Annotated in this window: 17 protein-coding genes; 5 read left to right on the top strand and 12 right to left on the bottom strand. The window is 28.2% G+C overall.

What is annotated here, in order from left to right; genetic code table 11:
* Window positions 1–222: 222 nt before the first annotated feature.
* The gene (locus C4S77_RS02240) at window positions 223–828 is read right to left on the bottom strand and encodes an RHS repeat-associated core domain-containing protein (protein WP_260209343.1); all 606 of its coding nucleotides are present in this window, start codon (window positions 826–828) and stop codon (window positions 223–225) included.
* An 864-nt stretch (window positions 829–1692) separates the two neighbouring features.
* Between C4S77_RS02240 and C4S77_RS13300 the strand changes: the two genes are divergently transcribed.
* A complete protein-coding gene (locus C4S77_RS13300) occupies window positions 1693–1827 on the top strand; it encodes a hypothetical protein (protein ID WP_260209345.1) in 135 nt (44 codons plus the stop codon).
* Here C4S77_RS13300 and C4S77_RS02250 read toward each other — a convergent pair.
* From C4S77_RS02250 to C4S77_RS02290, 9 genes are all read right to left on the bottom strand, one after another.
* On the bottom strand, window positions 1799–2290 hold the full coding sequence (locus tag C4S77_RS02250) for a hypothetical protein (RefSeq protein WP_146106010.1): 492 nt from the start codon (window positions 2288–2290) through the stop codon (window positions 1799–1801). The two genes, C4S77_RS13300 and C4S77_RS02250, sit on opposite strands and share 29 nt — an antisense overlap.
* 148 nt (window positions 2291–2438) lie before the next feature.
* Window positions 2439–2846, bottom strand: a complete 408-nt coding sequence (locus C4S77_RS02255; RefSeq protein ID WP_146106011.1) for a hypothetical protein — start codon at window positions 2844–2846, stop codon at window positions 2439–2441.
* A gap of 137 nt (window positions 2847–2983) precedes the next feature.
* Window positions 2984–3493, bottom strand: a complete 510-nt coding sequence (locus C4S77_RS02260; protein WP_105245771.1) for a hypothetical protein — start codon at window positions 3491–3493, stop codon at window positions 2984–2986.
* Between the two features lie 487 nt (window positions 3494–3980).
* Window positions 3981–4547: a hypothetical protein gene (locus C4S77_RS02265; protein WP_105194137.1), complete on the bottom strand. Its 567-nt coding sequence runs from the start codon at window positions 4545–4547 to the stop codon at window positions 3981–3983.
* Window positions 4548–5070: 523 nt separating this feature from the next.
* The gene (locus tag C4S77_RS02270) at window positions 5071–5553 is read right to left on the bottom strand and encodes a hypothetical protein (RefSeq protein ID WP_105245773.1); all 483 of its coding nucleotides are present in this window, start codon (window positions 5551–5553) and stop codon (window positions 5071–5073) included.
* Between the two features lie 35 nt (window positions 5554–5588).
* Window positions 5589–5936, bottom strand: coding sequence for a hypothetical protein (locus C4S77_RS02275; RefSeq protein ID WP_105245775.1), 348 nt, complete (start codon window positions 5934–5936; stop codon window positions 5589–5591).
* A 179-nt stretch (window positions 5937–6115) separates the two neighbouring features.
* Entirely contained in the window at window positions 6116–6898 is a 783-nt protein-coding gene (locus tag C4S77_RS02280) for a hypothetical protein (protein WP_105245777.1), read from the bottom strand.
* A gap of 13 nt (window positions 6899–6911) precedes the next feature.
* On the bottom strand, window positions 6912–8057 hold the full coding sequence (locus C4S77_RS02285; protein WP_105245779.1) for an RHS repeat domain-containing protein: 1146 nt from the start codon (window positions 8055–8057) through the stop codon (window positions 6912–6914).
* 308 nt (window positions 8058–8365) lie between these two features.
* Window positions 8366–8971: a 2,3-bisphosphoglycerate-dependent phosphoglycerate mutase gene (locus C4S77_RS02290; protein WP_105193319.1), complete on the bottom strand. Its 606-nt coding sequence runs from the start codon at window positions 8969–8971 to the stop codon at window positions 8366–8368.
* Window positions 8972–9127: 156 nt separating this feature from the next.
* Between C4S77_RS02290 and C4S77_RS02295 the strand changes: the two genes are divergently transcribed.
* From C4S77_RS02295 to sucC, 3 genes are all read left to right on the top strand, one after another.
* Window positions 9128–11095 (top strand): S9 family peptidase, encoded by a 1968-nt coding sequence (locus tag C4S77_RS02295; protein ID WP_105245781.1) that lies wholly within the window; start codon window positions 9128–9130, stop codon window positions 11093–11095.
* Between the two features lie 154 nt (window positions 11096–11249).
* Entirely contained in the window at window positions 11250–12353 is a 1104-nt protein-coding gene (locus C4S77_RS02300; protein WP_105245783.1) for a DUF5700 domain-containing putative Zn-dependent protease, read from the top strand.
* 451 nt (window positions 12354–12804) lie between these two features.
* A complete protein-coding gene (gene sucC / locus C4S77_RS02305; RefSeq protein WP_105245784.1) occupies window positions 12805–13998 on the top strand; it encodes an ADP-forming succinate--CoA ligase subunit beta in 1194 nt (397 codons plus the stop codon).
* A gap of 57 nt (window positions 13999–14055) precedes the next feature.
* Here the strand turns inward: sucC and mscL are convergent, their stop codons facing one another.
* Entirely contained in the window at window positions 14056–14442 is a 387-nt protein-coding gene (gene mscL, locus C4S77_RS02310) for a large conductance mechanosensitive channel protein MscL (RefSeq protein ID WP_105245786.1), read from the bottom strand.
* Between the two features lie 77 nt (window positions 14443–14519).
* On the bottom strand, window positions 14520–16628 hold the full coding sequence (locus C4S77_RS02315) for a type IA DNA topoisomerase (protein WP_105245788.1): 2109 nt from the start codon (window positions 16626–16628) through the stop codon (window positions 14520–14522).
* 554 nt (window positions 16629–17182) lie between these two features.
* On the opposite strand from C4S77_RS02315, the gene C4S77_RS02320 reads away from it, so the two are divergent.
* Window positions 17183–18154 (top strand): ABC transporter ATP-binding protein, encoded by a 972-nt coding sequence (locus C4S77_RS02320; RefSeq protein ID WP_105245790.1) that lies wholly within the window; start codon window positions 17183–17185, stop codon window positions 18152–18154.
* The last annotated feature ends 50 nt before the right edge of the window (window positions 18155–18204 follow it).

Genomic DNA, 18204 nt, shown 5'->3' on the forward strand with positions numbered 1-18204 from the left:
TTTTCTAGGTATATTATCTACACCCTTATTTGCTGTTTTATAATCTTTATATATATTATAAAACGCATTATTATCTGTAGATAGCTTAAAAATAGTTTTAGGTGTAGCTGCTATTCCTAAACCAATACCTAAAATAAGAGCTTTTCCTCTATCTTCATTATTTGTAATTATTATGCTATCACCTGTATTAACATAACCAAATGGATTTGAAGCTATAAATAACTATTCAACTACAAATCTCCAATCTGCTCCAATTGCTCGTGTGTCAAGTAATAGCCCTGAAGCTCCTTCAATTTTTAGATTATCATATCTTCTGTCATGTCCGATTGCCGGGTATTCTGATAATTGGGTAGGCACATACTCATATGTATAATCTCCTCCATAAGTTAATGGATTATTACCTCCCGGATATGTTAAACCAAATAAATTTTTATGTAAAGTACTTGGATTTAAACTATTTGGATCATGTCCTATTATTGAAACTTCATTTATATCTCTTACTTCTATTCTAGTTCCATCATCATCTACATCATAATTCGTTCCTTGTATTCCCTCCCAAATTCCCAAAATATTATTCCATTCCCAAGTTCCATCATCATCAGTCCAAACTTTCCAATTTTTTATTTCTTGACTAGCTTTAACTGGTGGGGCATTCGGAGCCATCCCATCCGGATCAATAAAATAGATAGGATTATTAAACGCATAGTTGTATGGTGAATGTCTTCTCATTTTCTCCGCGAGCGGATCTAAATTAAACCATCTTCCGATTGAAGGTTCATAATTTCTTGCCCCGTAGTTGTATATATTAAGTACCAGTTCATTTGCCATTCCTTTCTATTGTATTTATACTTATAAAACTTATTTATCAAAGAGTTTTATTTTAAAATAAATTTTATAAACCATAATACAAGATTTTTATTGAATCATTATTTTTATTTAAATAAGCTCTTTATCGATATTCTTTTTTTTATATTCAACAAGAAAAGATACCTTATATTCCCAATATTTATTACTGCCAATCTTTCTATTAGTATTATTTTTTAAGATTATCATATGTCTTTTTCATGAGATTAATTTTAATAAACCCAATTGTCAATTATTCCAGAATCACCATTATAACTCCCTATATTTTAACCATTTTTAAATAAATTTCAATTGCTTATTTATTAGGTTATTAAACGATGTTCTCTCTAGAGAGTTCTTGTTTTATATTTGGAATTTTCATTTGTGTATTTAACTACTCTTGGAACTGTTTTTTCTCTGTTTGCAAAAAAATATCTTTCATAAGGATCAATAATAGTCACCCCCTAAAGAAATTCAGCTATTAAAATGACTAGTATTGTCATAAATAAAACCCCTATATAGAATCCCTTATATCTATACTTTTTTAAACCTGTATTTTTATCCTCTGCATTAATTATTTCAGAATATGAAATATTTTTTCCAATTATTTTATAATATAAAAATATAATACTGCATCCTATATATACAGATATTAATTGTTTAATTAATAATTCGAAAATTTTATTTGCCATATTTTATTTTTGTATTTCTTCTGATAATAATATTGTTCCATCTATAAATGTCCCTGAACTATTAAGACCACAAGGTACAACATACTTATTATATAATCTCATCAAAGAATTATACATTTTATTTTTCTGTCACCTACTATTCGCTGAACCTTTTAAAATGGAAGTTTCTTTAAACTTTTTAGAAAACTGGCTAGCATTTAGTGTTTTAGCTCCTGAAAATAATTTTACTTCTCCTAAGTATGGTATAACTGAGGAAACAAACTCTAATGCCCTTTCCCCTGAATCATATTGAGGTGCCCATCAAAATATAAATATCTTGAATCATTAGCTGAATATGTATCACTTTTAAAAGTATTTAATGTAGCAAACCGAAGCACAGTATACCAAGAATCTACATAATTATATGAGAATTGACCTATAAAACTATCAGAATTAGACCATTTACTTTTTAAGCTTAAATTATCATTATTAGGAACCCCAATTTCTCCTGGCCATCCTGAAGCATCTATTTTAGGGTTTGAAAAAACTCTTTCTATAGCCGTTGTATTTGCTTGCCAATCTTTTCTTACGTCATCATAACTAGGACCAATATAAGTATGATTTGCTACAACTGTTGCTGCATCTGGATCTGTGTTAATCCAAACATATTCTCCAGTTTGATTATTCTTAAACCAATCATCTGGTGCCATCCCATCGGGGTCTAAGAAGCGGATAAGATTATTAAACGCATAATTACAAAGTGAGAGTCTTCTCATTTGTTTCACAAGTGGGGCTAAATTAAATCATCTTCCAATCGCCGGATCATAATTTCGAGCCTGGTAATTGGATAAATCTTTTTTATATGTTATTATTTTATCAATAATTTTAAATGTATTTTTATTATTAAATTTTTTTATCGAATCATTATTTATAAGATATAGGGATTTCTAAAGATATAAATAAACTATCCTCAAATTTCTCATTGTAAGGAACTATAGAATCCTTTTTTAAAACTTTGAATATTTTATACCAAGGGTCACTCCAGTTAGGATTATTAGAATTATATTTATATTTGAGGAACTCTTTAGGAATACTATCACAATTATTTTGAGAATAAAAAATCTTATTTATCTCAGGATTGCTGCTTTTATAAACAAAAACTAGTTTATTATTTATTTTTTGACAGTATAATATAGAATCTTGTATATAATCTCCAGAGGTTGAAACTAAAACATAGTCAATATTTGCTTTTTTTTGGTATTTTAGTTTAACCAAGTTATAATTTGTATGCTTAGAAAACTCTTCCATTTCCTGAAAAATTAATTTATTCAAAGATTCATTAATTACGAAATCTAATTTTGGGACTATATTTTTTTGCTCCTTCTGTTTATTGCAAGAGAACAATAAACTCACTAATGAAAATATCAAACTTTTTCTTATTTATAAATAGCCATTTACATTAATTAATGTTAATCTATAGTTTTTGTGGAAGGAGGAGCATTCCATAAACTTATTCTTGACTGAATCTTGTATTCAGAAGATTTTTTGATTTTTTCCTGACTGTTATATTGTTTAATCGAACAGTTTTCAATCTCTTTCAAGAAGTCAGGATTATCAAAATCTTTTTCTTTATGATATAAATCTGTTAAATATACAATAGAAATACTATCTCCTTTTTTAACTATCTTTTTTGCATAATTTATTTCAGGAACTAAAGCAAATGTATCCTTTCTGAAAATTATAAAGAAATTATTATAATCTTTTCTTTCTATAATAATATCTTTTGAATTTGAATTTTTGAAACTCAAGGTAGTAAATAACTTTATAGTAAATAAACTATCCTTTTTATTTATAGAATCATACCAAGGCTCTTGATTTTCAATTTTAACTTGAATAGATTTGTTTTTACAATTAAAAAATAACAATGTAATTATCGTAAAGGCAAAAATATAAACTATTTTTATTTTATTTTTTTTCATAATATTTGATATTATCTTCAATATGTTTTTTAAATTCAGGCGTGGTTTTGGGATATAAAGGTTGTTTTTTCTGATCACTATATATTTGTGAATGACTGGCTTTTGGTTTCCCAATATGCCCTTTAGCTCCTCCTTCATGTCTTAAGATGCTGGTCTTTTATATCATCTGATAAATTATTATAAATACTTTTATTAAAAATCATAAGCTAATAGTTAGTCATCACTTTAGGGTTATAATCTGTTTTAGGGATATGCGCTTCAACAGAGTTTCCACTGGATAATGCATTTCCATTTTTATCATAAAAACACTCCATTTTTCTGAAATTTATATATGAATAGGGGAGTATTGTAAATACTTTACTAGAAGCATTCCTGCGTGACTATAAAACCAAAAATGCGTATGCTGTGTAAATATAAGTAAATATTACTATATTATTAAACCCCACACGTTATGGTGTGGGGCATATTTGGGTTTACATTTAAAAAATTACTCTTTTAAGTTGATCCAATTAGACTTTATAAATTCTAATTTACCATTACTACTTCTATATACATACACCAATCTAATTTTTGTATCATAATTTTTTACTTTTAAAAAATTATAGTCAATTGATAACGTATCGTATAACATATAGCCTTTAGGCTTAATAAATATAGTAGAATTATCTTCACAGTGTATTATCATTTCACCCAGTCCTGAAAAATCAATAATTTCTTTATTATAAAAAACCTTCCGTATAGCCTTTCTATTAAAAAAATTTCTATATTCACCTTTCTTATTTTCTAATAAAAAATTATCTATTAATGAATACTTTTTTACATCTCTTATATTAAAAGTTTCTATACCTAATGTATCCCAACTTCCACAACCTACATTCAATTTTTCTAAATTATATGAAATTTCAACTACTTTACTTGTTGTATTCTTTAAAAAAACTTTAAAACTTATTATTTTATCATCTTTTTTAATTAAATTATAATCTGCAATCACAGGATTATAAGTAATACAACTATATAAAATAGATGTAAATATTATAATAACTACTTTTTTCATTTCACATAATTTTCTACTGCCTTTTTATAATCACTAGTGGTACTTTTCCAAGATTCTTGTTCTTTCAGATTTAGATGAGGCTAGGCCTTAATTAAATTATTTCCTGTAATAGAATCAGTTATTCTCAGAACCTAATCTGATTTTATTAGACTTGAGGAAATTAAAACCACCAACACTTGATGGATCATATGCCCATTGTTCTTTATATACAGCAACTTCATCATAAATACCTTAAGATAGCTTAGTTCACATAACTTTGTAAAATATAATTAATTATTTTCATTTTTTTAGCACAATCAGATTTTCTTGTTAAAATTATGGTATTTTTTTAAGTTTCTTATTGATTATCTGTAACTCTAAGCTGATTTTTGATAAAGAACTTATGGTTAAAATTGCCGATATTCAAAAACTCCCGGACGATAAAAGAAACGTGGTAATGGAACTGCTTGATTCGTTCCTTAAACAAACTAAATTGCAAAGTATTATGTATTAGAAAAGTTCGCTAATTGCGGGCTTTATATGTTTAGGACATTCCTGGTATATCATAGAGTTTACCCGTTATCCCAAGAATATAATTTATAAAATTCTTGAGTTCTGTAGGAAAGTCCTCGTAATTGAATTTGCGCCCAAAGGCAACTTTATTTCCATCTATATAGAGATAATATTCCCAACTATCTTTAACTATTTTGGGATCATTGAATATTAAATCCTCTTTACGAGAACAATAGCTTTTTATCTTCCCTATTTCTTCATTATTTAATTGTTTCTTTATCACTTTATAATTATCGTTCCACTTGACTTTGGATAAGTCAAAATCATCTGCGACACTAAACAAACCTATTCGATACGTTAATTTATTATTTTGGCCAATATCTATTATATGAGCTCTTGTTCCTCCTGATACAGAAATTATTAGGATTAGTTCTTTAATTTTGGATTGTTCCATAGTTTCTCTGTTTTCCTTATCCCTGGTTCTGTTAGTATAAGTAAATGTACAGGAAATCATCAAAATGCAAATTAAAAGCGAAATTAAATTTTTCATTATTTATATATTTTACCCTCACATTCCCAGGGAAAACTTAAAATAGTATCTTTTTTATGTATATAAAATACTAACTCTCCTTTGCGTTTTATTAAGGTATCTCCTACAGACATATTATCTCTATATTGTATCCACCAACGTCCTTTATCTAAACATTCACAAGATTTACTTGTTTTTAAATTTCTTCCTCTAGCTTTTAAATATGGTGTACTTGTTGGCAATTCTTGTTCTATAATAAGCAAGCACTCTCTATTTCTTGATAATTTAGCATTTTCTTCACAATTGGGTTTTAAGCAAGAAATAAATAACCCAAAGCTTACTAAAACTAAAATATATTTTTTCTTCATAAAATTTCTATTTTTTTATTAAACCAACTCTTTAGTAAAAGGATTCCATCACTTGCCTTATATGCTTTTGCTTTAGATACGGTAGCTCCTGCTTCTGGTTTTATCCATGTCCCCCAATCTTGATTTCTATTTTATCTATACCAGAACTAAATCATAAAGTTTTTTCATTTCTTTTCTTTCTATTTAATATATATATGCTTCTTTATATAGGTTATATCTCTATAATCTATCTCTGTTATTGAATCTTTTTCACCTTCATCTTTAAACTCTAACCAAGCCCTATAAATAAAACCTCTTATAGTAAAGTTACCTTTATATCTAAATGTATGACTTATTTCCCATAAATTTGTACTTAACTCCTTTACATCATAAGTGCTTTTTGATTTCCAAAAATTTAAATAATCCGGGGTTATTTCATCAGATAACTTAAGAACTGTCACATAAGATTCTTTCGCTCCCTGTATAGGAGACTTTAGTTCTATATGAAATTTATAGGGTTTATTAAATTCAATAGTATCCGGTAAATCAAATTTATAAAAGTGTGAAAATTTAAAATCTATATTCCCATCAGAATCATAAAAATATAATTGATTTGTTCTTGTAGTATCTCCTACAGTAACATATTCTATCTTAGACTTCTCTCCATTTAAAAACTGTTTCCACCATCCATTTCTATAAGTTTTACCCCTTTTTATAAGAGCCCATCCCTCTATTCTATCTTTTCCTGTTTCATCAAAATGAACTATATATTGACTATCTTTTGAGATCTTAGTTATCTTCATTTTAAGTCGCTGACTATTTTCAAAATATTCTTCTAAAGAATCTTGTTTGTCATTTGTGAAATATTTTTTATAATGAATTTTGCCTGAGGGATATTTTTCTATTCTTATATTTTTTTTTGTGCAACTAAATACTGCAAATAATAAAAATCCTAAGGTTATAATTATTAATTTACTCTTCATTATTTAATTTGTATTATTTTACTAGACTTCGTATAAATGCAGCATGCTTATCCATCCTCCTTGAGTATTCAACAGAATCCTTTCTAAGTACCTCTCTAATTATAGGATAAGATACCGTTGCCTTATATGTTCCTGATTGCATAAGGATTACTGTATCTTTTTTAATCCAAATTTTTTCATTAGGATCAGGAACAAATGTACGATAAGCATCTATTCCATTACTTATACCATCTGCAAAATTCTTAAAACTTTCTCCAAATAATTTACTTGGACCTCCCGTTCCTGGTTTTATCCAGCTTCCCCAATCTTGATCATCTATTTTATCTTTGCCAAACCTAAACCATGAAGGTCTTTCAAAAGATTCTTTCCTTCCACTTCCATCTGTTGTATAAAATCCTGGAAATGTTTCACTACCGGAATCTTTGAATATTTTACTAAATGTCTGCCCTATTTTAAAGGACAAATATTTTAAAGCGGTTGATATTTCATAAATTGAGCCATTTTCTACGTAATTAGCAAGTCCATTTTCTCCAAGCCTAATGGTTCCAACTTCTCCATCATTAATACGCCCTTCTATAAATGATCCATCTTCTTTAAATTTTATGTAACCCATTTCTGTATATGTAGCATCACCTTCTTTCATTCCTTTTTGATAAACCCATTGATTTTCTTCGGTTTTACCCCAACCGACTCCTTTCATCCCATCTGGGTCAATAAAGTAAACAGGATTATTAAAGGCATAATTGTAAGGAGAATGTTTTCTCATTTGTTCCGCCAGTGGATCTAAATTAAACCACCTTCCAATCGCCGGATCATAATTTCTTGCTCCGTAGTCGTATATATTAAGTTCTAGTTCATTTTGCAATTCCTTTCCATTGTATTTATATTTATACCCCGGTTGCAGATTATTATTACTATATCCTGTATGTTTTAATCCAAACGGATAATAATGATTTTCCTCCAGTACATCCAGTGAACCATTTGCAGGGTTTTGGCGGTAACTCAGGCGAATATTCCCCAAATGATCTGTATAATGATATACATAGGTTTTCAAGATATAATCATAATATTCTTCTGAATGAGGTAAAAACTCCAATACATGATTTTTATATTGGAAATCATTTAAATAATCCGTAATCAGGGGTAGAAAGTGCTTCATATAAGTAATTACCCTGTTTTCCTCTAAAGTTTTTTGCCACTGAATTTGTTGGGCACATAAAGGAATATAGCAAAAAAAGGAAGAGATTGAAAGTAGAAAATAGAAAGTAAAGAGTAAATTTTTATCATAGATTAGCAGTTAGTTAATTATATTTCGAATATATATATTTTTTTTAATTTTAATATATAAAAAAATGTTTTTATAGTTTTATGATTTTTTTCATATTCATTGAATTGTAATAAATAATAAACAGAAATAAAAAAGCACTGTGTTATACAGTGCTTATATTGATCTAAATTTTTAAAATATTATAAATTTTTAACCTTTATAACCTTAAGATTTTTGTCTAATTGATATTCACGGGGAACTCCGGTTTTAATTTCAAAGTTGAGTATTTCGTCAGGAGTCATTTTTTCCAAAAACATAATTAAAGCACGTAAACTATTTCCATGGGCAGCAATTACAATATTTTTGTCATCCTTCAGTTTAGGTGCAATTTCTTTCTCAAAATAAGGGATTACTCTTGCGGCTGTATCTTTAAGACTTTCTCCATTGGGCGGAGCAATGTCATAACTACGCCTCCAAATGTGTACTTGTTCATCTCCGAATTTTTTTGCCGTATCAGCTTTGTTTAATCCTTGTAAGTCTCCGTACATTCTTTCGTTTAACGCTTTATCATAAGTGGTAGGAACATGAGAAATACCGGCTTCATTCAAGGCAATTTTTAAAGTTTCCTGTGCTCTTTTCAGATCAGAAGAATAAGCATAATCAAAATGCATTCCTTTTAGTTTTTCACCTGCTTCTTTAGCTTCTTTTTTTCCTTTGTCTGTTAAATCTACATCTACCCATCCGGTAAATTTATTTTCTAAGTTCCATACGCTTTGTCCATGCCTGAACATTACTAATATAGCCATTGTTTACTTTTTTAAGTTATTATTAAGTAAAGTTACAAAGAAAATTAAGTTATTCTAATTAGATTTATCGAGATTTTTAAATTATTGTTGAGTAATTTTATTTATACTTAAATAATTTTTTAAAAAATATTATTTTTGAAGTACAAAAAGTCAATAATGAAAAATATTTATTTGGTAATAACACTTTTAATTGGAACATTTTTTATGGGGCAAAAGCAACGATTAACTCCGGAATTACTATGGAGTTTAGGTAGAGTATCGATAGATGCAGTGAATAATAAGGGCGATATTATTTATGGGGTTCAGTATTATGATGTACAAGAAAATAATAGCAGAAGGAATTTATTTCTGGTAACCTTAAAAGGAAATATGAAGCCTTTGACCGATATCAAAGAAAAGGCCAAAGCTCTTTTTTTCAAAGATGATACTACCTTGGTTTACTCTATTGGTGAAAATGTTTTTTCCTATAATATAATTAATGGAGATACGGAACAAATAAATAAAGGCCAAGGGAATCTTTCCGGGTTACTTTATTCTAAAGATTATAAATACATGGCTATTTCAAAGTCGGTAAAAGAAGAAAAAGTATTAGGAAAAGATGTATATCCTGATTTGGAAAAGTCAGATGCAAAAGTATATGATCATTTGATGTACCGACATTGGGATACATGGAAAGACGGTGATTTTCAACATATATGGCTTGGGACTTCCTCTGAGTCTTTAACTGATATTAACAAAGGAGAAAAGTATAATTCTGAATCCTATTCTTTCTCACCAGATGCAAAATATTTGGTTTACCAATCAAAAAAATTATTCGGAACAGCAGATGCTATATCTACTAATACCGATATTTTTCTTTATGAATTAGCCACACAGCAAACCAAAAATATCACTTTGGATAATAAAGGGTATGATACAAATCCTAAGTTTAATAGTGAAGGAGATAGATTAGCTTGGTTATCTATGAAAACTGATGGATATGAATCAGATAAAAACGATATAAAAATATATAATGTAAAAACCGGAAAAACCGAAAACCTTACAGTAAACTGGGATAATACGGTATCAGATTATGTGTGGAGTAAAGATGGCAAAAAAATTTATTTTTTAGCTGGAATACATGCTACATATCAATTTTTTGAAATAGATATAAAAAGTAAAAAAATCAGACAAATAACAGAAGGAATTCACGATTATGTCAGCATATTTTTATCAGGAGATTTTTTGGTAGGAGAACGTCAAGATATGAATCATGCTTCAGAGATTTATAAAGTAAACATTAAAACTGGTGAACAAACCCGATTAAGCTCAGTAAACGATGAACCTTATAGTAAAATAGCTATGGGCAAAGTAGAAGAAAGATGGGTTGATACAACAGATGGAAAAAAAATGTTGGTGTGGGTAATTTTTCCACCAAATTTTGATAAAAATAAAAAATATCCCACATTGTTATATTGTCAGGGAGGCCCTCAAAGTACCGTTTCTCAGTTTTATAGTTTTCGATGGAATTTTCAGATTATGGCAGCAAATGACTATATTATTGTAGCACCAAATCGTAGAGGGTTACCTTCTTTTGGGGTAAAATGGAATGAAGAAATTTCAGGGGATTGGGGAGGACAACCTATGAGAGATTACTTATCAGCAATAGATGAAATATCTAAAGAATCCTATGTAGATAAATCAAGATTAGGAGCTGTAGGTGCTAGTTATGGCGGATATTCCGTATATTATTTAGCTGGGATTCATAATAAAAGGTTTAAAACGTTTATTTCTCATTGTGGTGTTTTTGATTTAGAATCCATGTACGGATCTACTGAAGAGGTTTTTTTCCCAAACCACGATATAGGAGGGGCTTATTGGGAGAATCCGCAACCCAAAGCATATAAAGATTTTAACCCTATTACAAAAGTTGATAAATGGGATACACCTATATTAATTATTGAAGGAGGGCGTGATTATAGGGTTCCTTATACCCAAGGATTAGAAGCCTTTCAGGCTGCTCAATTAAGAGGAATAAAAAGCCGACTACTTTATTTTCCTGAAGAAAGTCATTGGGTACAGCAGCCACAAAATGGAATCATTTGGCAAAAGGAATTTTTTAAATGGTTAAAGGAGACTTTATGATAAAGAGGGACTTTTTATTATATAGAGATATAGCGAGTTAATTAATAAAATAATAGAGGAAAAGACATGTCTAAGAGAAAAGAGAGTTGAGATCCTAAAAAATGTTTTGTCAAAATTAAAATATATTATTAAAAAAAACGTTTTTCTAACTATTATGAAAAAACTTATTATACTATTATTAATAATAATTTGTGGTGTACATGAATTAACTGCTCAAAAAATTGATATTACTTCAGTCGATGAATTTTTCAATATAGCCTCTAAAATGAAAGAAGGTAAACATATTACCGAAAATCAGTGGATGGTATTTGATAGTACTGGAGGTTATAGAGAATATTCAACTCGAAGAGATCAAATTAGGATAAATATTATAAAAACATCTTTAGATCTCACATTTAATGATAATAATATAAATATATTAAAAGATAGTATTTTAAATATTAATGAAGAAATTATTAAAAATAATTCTGACTTAAGATTGTCAAAAATGACTTTAATTAATTTCATTGATATAAAAGATAATTTTGATTCTATCAAAGCATTTAGGGACAACTACGATTTTAATAATTTAATAAATAATGTTACTAAAAAGCTTGGTTCTTTTTTAGGAAAACCTGTTGATTCACGTATTAGATTTCTACCAGTATATTTTCTATTTCAAGAAAATGATTCCCAAACTAGGGAAAATGGAATATATATAGACTTTAATTCATTTTATAGAAAAACGGAAGAACAAAGAATTAATTTACTCGCTCATGAATTTTTTCATAATTATAGAAGATGGTTTGAAAATTCTGAATTTAATCGTAAGAATTATCTTTATTATTATATTGATGTCATTCAGAATGAGGGTATTGCGGATTTGATTGATAAATCGGAAGGGTATAGAAAATATTTTACTAGTAATGGATTTGATCATGAAATGGTCGAGAATTGGAACAGTCTCTATGTTCAGGCCCCTAAAGATTTAGAAAGATTGCAGAATTTGATGATTAAGTTTTCTAAGAAAAAGGTTACAGAAATAGTAGCAGAAAAAGAAATACATGATATTGTAAAATATAATGGGCATCCAATAGGGTTTTATATGGCTTGTAAAATTGTAAATGCAGGGTATAAAGAAGAAATGCTTAAAACCTTATATAATCCATATGAATTCTTTAGGTTATATAATAAAGCTGCTAAAAAACAAAATGATTTTCAACTAAATGATACGTTTATGAGCTATTTGAATAATATAATAAAAAAATATTACAAATAAAGTAATAGCTCATAAATCAAAATTATAATTTTCACATATCAAAATATTGTGTATTTAGCACATAGCAAAGTGTCAATTTATTAATTGTTCAAAAAATGGGTGTTCAGAGTAAATAAAAATAACTCTGTCAGGAATGATTATGTTAAATTAAGCAAGCGGGTTTGAATTTTCTAATAGATTTACTATTATAATACTTAATTAATAGAATAGACAATTTTTATTTCATGAAAAAATAAATGGATAAAGAAAAATAAAACACGTAACGAAAAACAAGGCAAAGTGTTTTTTTAAGTGGAATTTTCATGTGAATGTCTTTAAATATAACTGTTAGATAGCTAGTTATATTTAGGGGAATAAAATTATTTTCATCTGACAAAAATCATTATATTTGTCAACATTACGCTTATAAACACAATATAATTTAGGGAAAACCGCAAAAAAATATCATACGATGAATTTACATGAGTACCAAGCGAAGGATATATTATCATCTTTTGGAGTAACAGTTCAACGAGGAATTGTAGCAACTACACCTGAAGAAGCGATAGAAGCTGCCAAAGAAATGAATAATAAAACAGGTACAAACTGGTGGGTAGTAAAAGCTCAGATTCATGCAGGGGGAAGAGGAAAAGGAGGAGGAGTGAAAATAGCCAAATCTTTAGAAGAAGTAAGAGATCAAGCTTCTCAAATTATAGGAATGAATTTGGTAACACCTCAAACCTCTAAAAAAGGCAAAAAAGTGAATCAGGTATTTATTGCTGAAGATATGTATTATTCAGGCGAGTCTGAAATTGAGGAATTCTATATATCCGTTTTGTTAGATAGAGCTAAGGGGAAAAATATGATCGTATATTCTACAGAGGGAGGAATGGATATTGAAAAAGTAGCAGAAAATAAACCAGATAAAATCTTTATTGAGGAAATAGACCCTTCAGTAGGTTTACAAAGTTTTCAAGCTCGAAAAATAGCATTTCAATTTGGATTAAAGGGAGAAGTTTTCAAAGAGATGATTAATTTTATTTTTGCATTATATAAAGCATATGTAAATAGTGATGCTTCTTTAATAGAAATAAATCCGGTTTTAAAAACTTCAGATAACAAAATTGCAGCTGTAGATGCTAAAATGAGAATAGATAATAATGCATTATATAGACATCCAGATTATCTTAAATTAAGAGATATTAGAGAAGAAGATCCTGATGAAGTGGAAGCGGCAGAGGCAGGTTTAAATTTTATAAAATTAGATGGAAATGTGGGTTGTATGGTAAATGGTGCAGGTTTAGCAATGGCTACAATGGACATTATAAAACTATCGGGAGGTAATCCGGCAAATTTTTTAGATGTAGGCGGTACCGCAGATGCTGAAAGAGTAGAAAAAGCATTTAGAATTATTTTAAAAGATGAATCAGTAGAAGCAATTTTAGTAAATATATTTGGTGGAATTGTACGTTGTGATAGGGTGGCTCAAGGAATTTTGGATGCATATAAAAATATGAGTGATTCTATTAAAGTGCCTATAATTGTTCGTTTACAAGGGACAAATGCGGAAATTGCTAAGAAAATGATTGATGAAAGTGGATTAAAAGTGCATTCAGCGATCACTTTAGAAGATGCAGCTAAAGCTGTAACACAATCCCTAATTTAAATAAATAGAAAAAAGGTTAGAGTATTTACTAACCTCTTTTTTACGTAGTTTAATAATCTATTTTTTTAATAAATCTCTAATCTCAATTAGTAAATCTTCCTGAGACGGTTTTTTAGGTGCATCTTGGGTTTTTTGTTCTTTATCTTTTTTATTTAATTTATTAATTACTTTAATAATTAAAAATAAGCAAAAAGCAATAATTAGAAAAGAAATACAAGTAGAAAGGAAATTACCGTATTTTACAGCTGTACCAGGGATGGTTAACTTAGAGAGGTCATCCAAATCAGCAGCTTTTAAAGCTGGGATAAGTATAAGAGGAGTTATAATATCATCTACTAAAGAGGTTACTATTTTGTTGAATGCCCCTCCTATAATAACTCCTATGGCTAAATCAACAACGCTACCTCGCAAGGCAAATTCTTTAAATTCTTTAATAAAACTCATATTTACAATATTAAATTCATGCAAAAATATGAATATTTATTTTAATAAGATATAATTTATGTGTAAAAATATAAATATTATAATTGCGGGTGTAATTCTAATTCATAATTGGAATTTAAACAAATAAAACCCTCTGAATATGGATTTTCATTTGTAATTTTAAATCCTTTTATTTTAGAAGTTTTCCCTTTAGTAACTAAATCTGAAATTTGTTTTAAGGTTAATTTTTTATTACAAAAAGTAAAGGGTACTCTAAAATTACAATTATTAAAATCATTGCATCCATAAGCTTGTTTTCCTTTGAGTAACATTTGATTTTTACATTTAGGGCATAGGAGATTTTCAATTTTAACGGTTTCTTTTTTAGTAGTAGATACCTTTTTGTTTTTAGAATAGGTAACTGTTTCCTGAATAGAAATTCTTTTATAATTACTATTTTTAACTTCATTGGTAAGTTGCGTAACCATGTTTATAAGTTCTTTTTTGAACACTTCCAGTTCATAGTTTCCTTTTTCAATTAATCGTAATTTATGCTCCCATTCACCTGTTAATTCAGGACTTTTCAGTAAATCGTTTTCAATTGTATTTATAAGATCTAAGCCAGTTTGTGTAGCAATTATATTCTTTCTTTTTTTTAAAATATACTTTCGTCTGAACAAAGTTTCAATGATATTTGCACGAGTAGAGGGTCTTCCTATTCCGTTATCTTTAAGAGCCTCTCTCATATCTTCATCTTCCACTTGTTTACCGGCAGTTTCCATAGCCCTTAATAAAGAAGCTTCTGTATAATACTTCGGAGGAGTAGTTTTTCCTTGATGAATAAAAGGCTCATGAGATCCAGTTTCACCCGGTTGAAAGTCGGGCATAATAAATTCTTCTGATGTTTTTTCGTTATTAATTTCTTGAAGATAAATTGTTTTCCATCCGTAATCCAAAATTTGTTTTCCTGTAACTTTAAAAGGAATTTCTCCAACTTTAGCAGTAACAAGAGTATTAGAAACTATACACTCAGGGTAAAATACAGCAATAAATCTTTTAGCTATTAAATCATAAATTCGTTTTTCATCAATAGAAAGATGTTGCGGGAGTATTTCTGTAGGAATTATCGCATGGTGATCAGTAATTTTTTCATTGTCAAAGACATTTTTTGTTTTATTAATGGCCATATTTAATAAAGGTTTAGTGTATTTTTCGTAATACTTCATACTTTTTAAAATTCCTGGAATTTTTGGATATAGGTCATCAGATAAATAAGTAGTGTCTACTCTGGGATAGGTTATAAACTTATTTTCATATAAGTTTTGAGCTAATTTTAAAGTATGATCAGCAGAAAATCCGTATTTTTTATTGGCTTCCACCTGAAGCGAAGTTAAATCGAATAATCTTGGATTTTTTTCTTTTCCTTCTTTTTTTTCAGAAGCAATAATTTCGAAAGGAAATTTTTCCAGATAAATTAATCCGTTTTTTGCTTTTTCCTCTGTTTTAAGCCTAGAAATATCTGCATTAAATTCAGTATTTTTATATAGAGTTTTTAGTTCCCAATATTCTTCAACTACGAAACTGTCTATTTCCTTCTGTCTGGAAACAATCATAGCTAATGTAGGAGTTTGTACCCGCCCAATGGATAATAGAGTTTTATTGACGGCAAATTTTTTAGTAAATACACGGGTGGCATTTATCCCCAATAACCAGTCTCCAATAGCCCTGGCACTTCCTGCAGCATATAAATTATCATAAAAAGTAGCATCTTTCAAATTATGAAATCCCTCTTTTAAAGCCTGTTCGGTTAAAGAAGAAATCCAGAGACGTTTTACCGGAACCTTACATTGTGCCTTAAGAAGTACCCAACGTTGAATGAGTTCCCCTTCTTGTCCGGCATCACCGCAGTTTACAACTTCCTCACATTGAGATATTAATTTTTTTATGATGTTGAATTGTTTTTGTACCCCTTTATTATCTATCAACTTAATTCCAAAATGAGCAGGTATAATAGGCAAATCTTCCAAATGCCATTCTTTCCACAATAAGTTATAGTCATGTGGTTCTTTTAAAGTACAAAGATGCCCAAAAGTCCAAGTAACTTGGTAGCCGTTTCCTTCGAAGTATCCATCTTTTCGATCTTTAGCTCCTAAAATTTTGGCAATATCTTTGGCCACACTTGGCTTTTCTGCAATACAAACTCTCATAAAATGATATCTCAATTAGCAAAATTGCGATTTTTTTAAAAAATAATAAAGTTAAAAATAATTAGAATTAAGTAAACAAAATGTAAAGGTTGCCCTGTATTTTTATTTATTAGAAAAGGCATTATATAGTAAGTTTTAGATAGAATTAAATTTAGTATTATTTTTAACTTAATTGGAATTAGATTAATAAAATAGAAGTTAATCAATTTCTTTTCAATTGTATTCTTTAAAAATATAGTGATTATTAAAATAAAAAGTTCGTAAATAATTTAAGATTAGAACATTATAAATTTTTATAATCATAATGGTTAATGTTGATTTGTATATATTATATAAAGAATTTTAATCAATATTTGTAGCTGGGTAATTTATTTTTTTTCTGGATTAATTTACAGGGTTAATTAATTTTTTATGAAAAAATATAGATAAATTGTTAATTAGTTAAACCTCAAAATATGGTTTTCATTATTAATAGTTTAAATTTGTAAAAATTAGAATATTGTTTATTAATGATATTTTAATAGTTTATGATATAAATATAATTTTTGTAAAATATGTTAGAAGTCAAAAATATTTCTTTTTCCTATACCCCTGAAAAAAAAGTAATTAATTCAGTTTCTTTTAATTTAGAACAGGGAAAAATGATGGCGTTAATCGGAGAAAGTGGAAGCGGAAAAAGTACAATTTTAAAATTAATTTATGGAATATTGTCTAGCGAAGAAGGAGAAATTTATTATAATAACACGAAACTATTAGGATGTAAAGAAAATTTAGTGCCAGGGGAACCGGAATTTAAATATTTGGAGCAAGATTTTGGATTAATGCCCTATTCTACAGTTGGAGAAAATGTTGGAAATTTTATCTCTAATATCAATAGAGGCGAAAAAGAAGAAAGAATTAAATTTTTACTAAATTTAGTAGAAATGACAGATTATATAAATATGAAAGCTAATGATTTGAGTGGTGGACAGAAACAGAGAGTAGCTTTAGCTAAAGTGTTGGCTCATCCTCCTTTATTATTACTGTTAGATGAACCTTTTTCTCAGGTAGATACATTTAAAAAAAATATTTTAAAACGTGCTGTTTTTGATTTTGCCAAAGAAAATAATATATCCATAATTTTGGCAACCCATGAGGTAGAAGATGCTTGGGCTTTTGCAGATGAAATGGCTATTATTAAAGATGGAAAAATAGAACAAAAAGGAAATCCCTCCTATATTTATAATAATCCAGAAAATGAATACGTAGCTCATTTATTTGGAGAGCATACTATTTTTAATAAAGAAAATGAACCGGAAATATTTGAGGAAATAGAAGAAGACAGAATTTTAGTTTATCCCCACCAAATTTATATTGCAGACGAAGGATTAAAGGTTAAAATTTTGAGAAGTTATTTTTTAGGAAGTCATTATTTGATAGAATGTATAAATAAATTAAATAGGATATGGTTTACTTGCCCAATTTTTTTATTTACAGGACAAGAATTTTATATTAAGGTGAATAAATATCAAAAAATATCTAATTAGAAACATAATATTATTGTATTTAAAAATAAAAATTTTTAAACAATATCGAT

This window comes from Apibacter adventoris, assembly GCF_002964975.1.
GTDB lineage: Bacteria > Bacteroidota > Bacteroidia > Flavobacteriales > Weeksellaceae > Apibacter > Apibacter adventoris.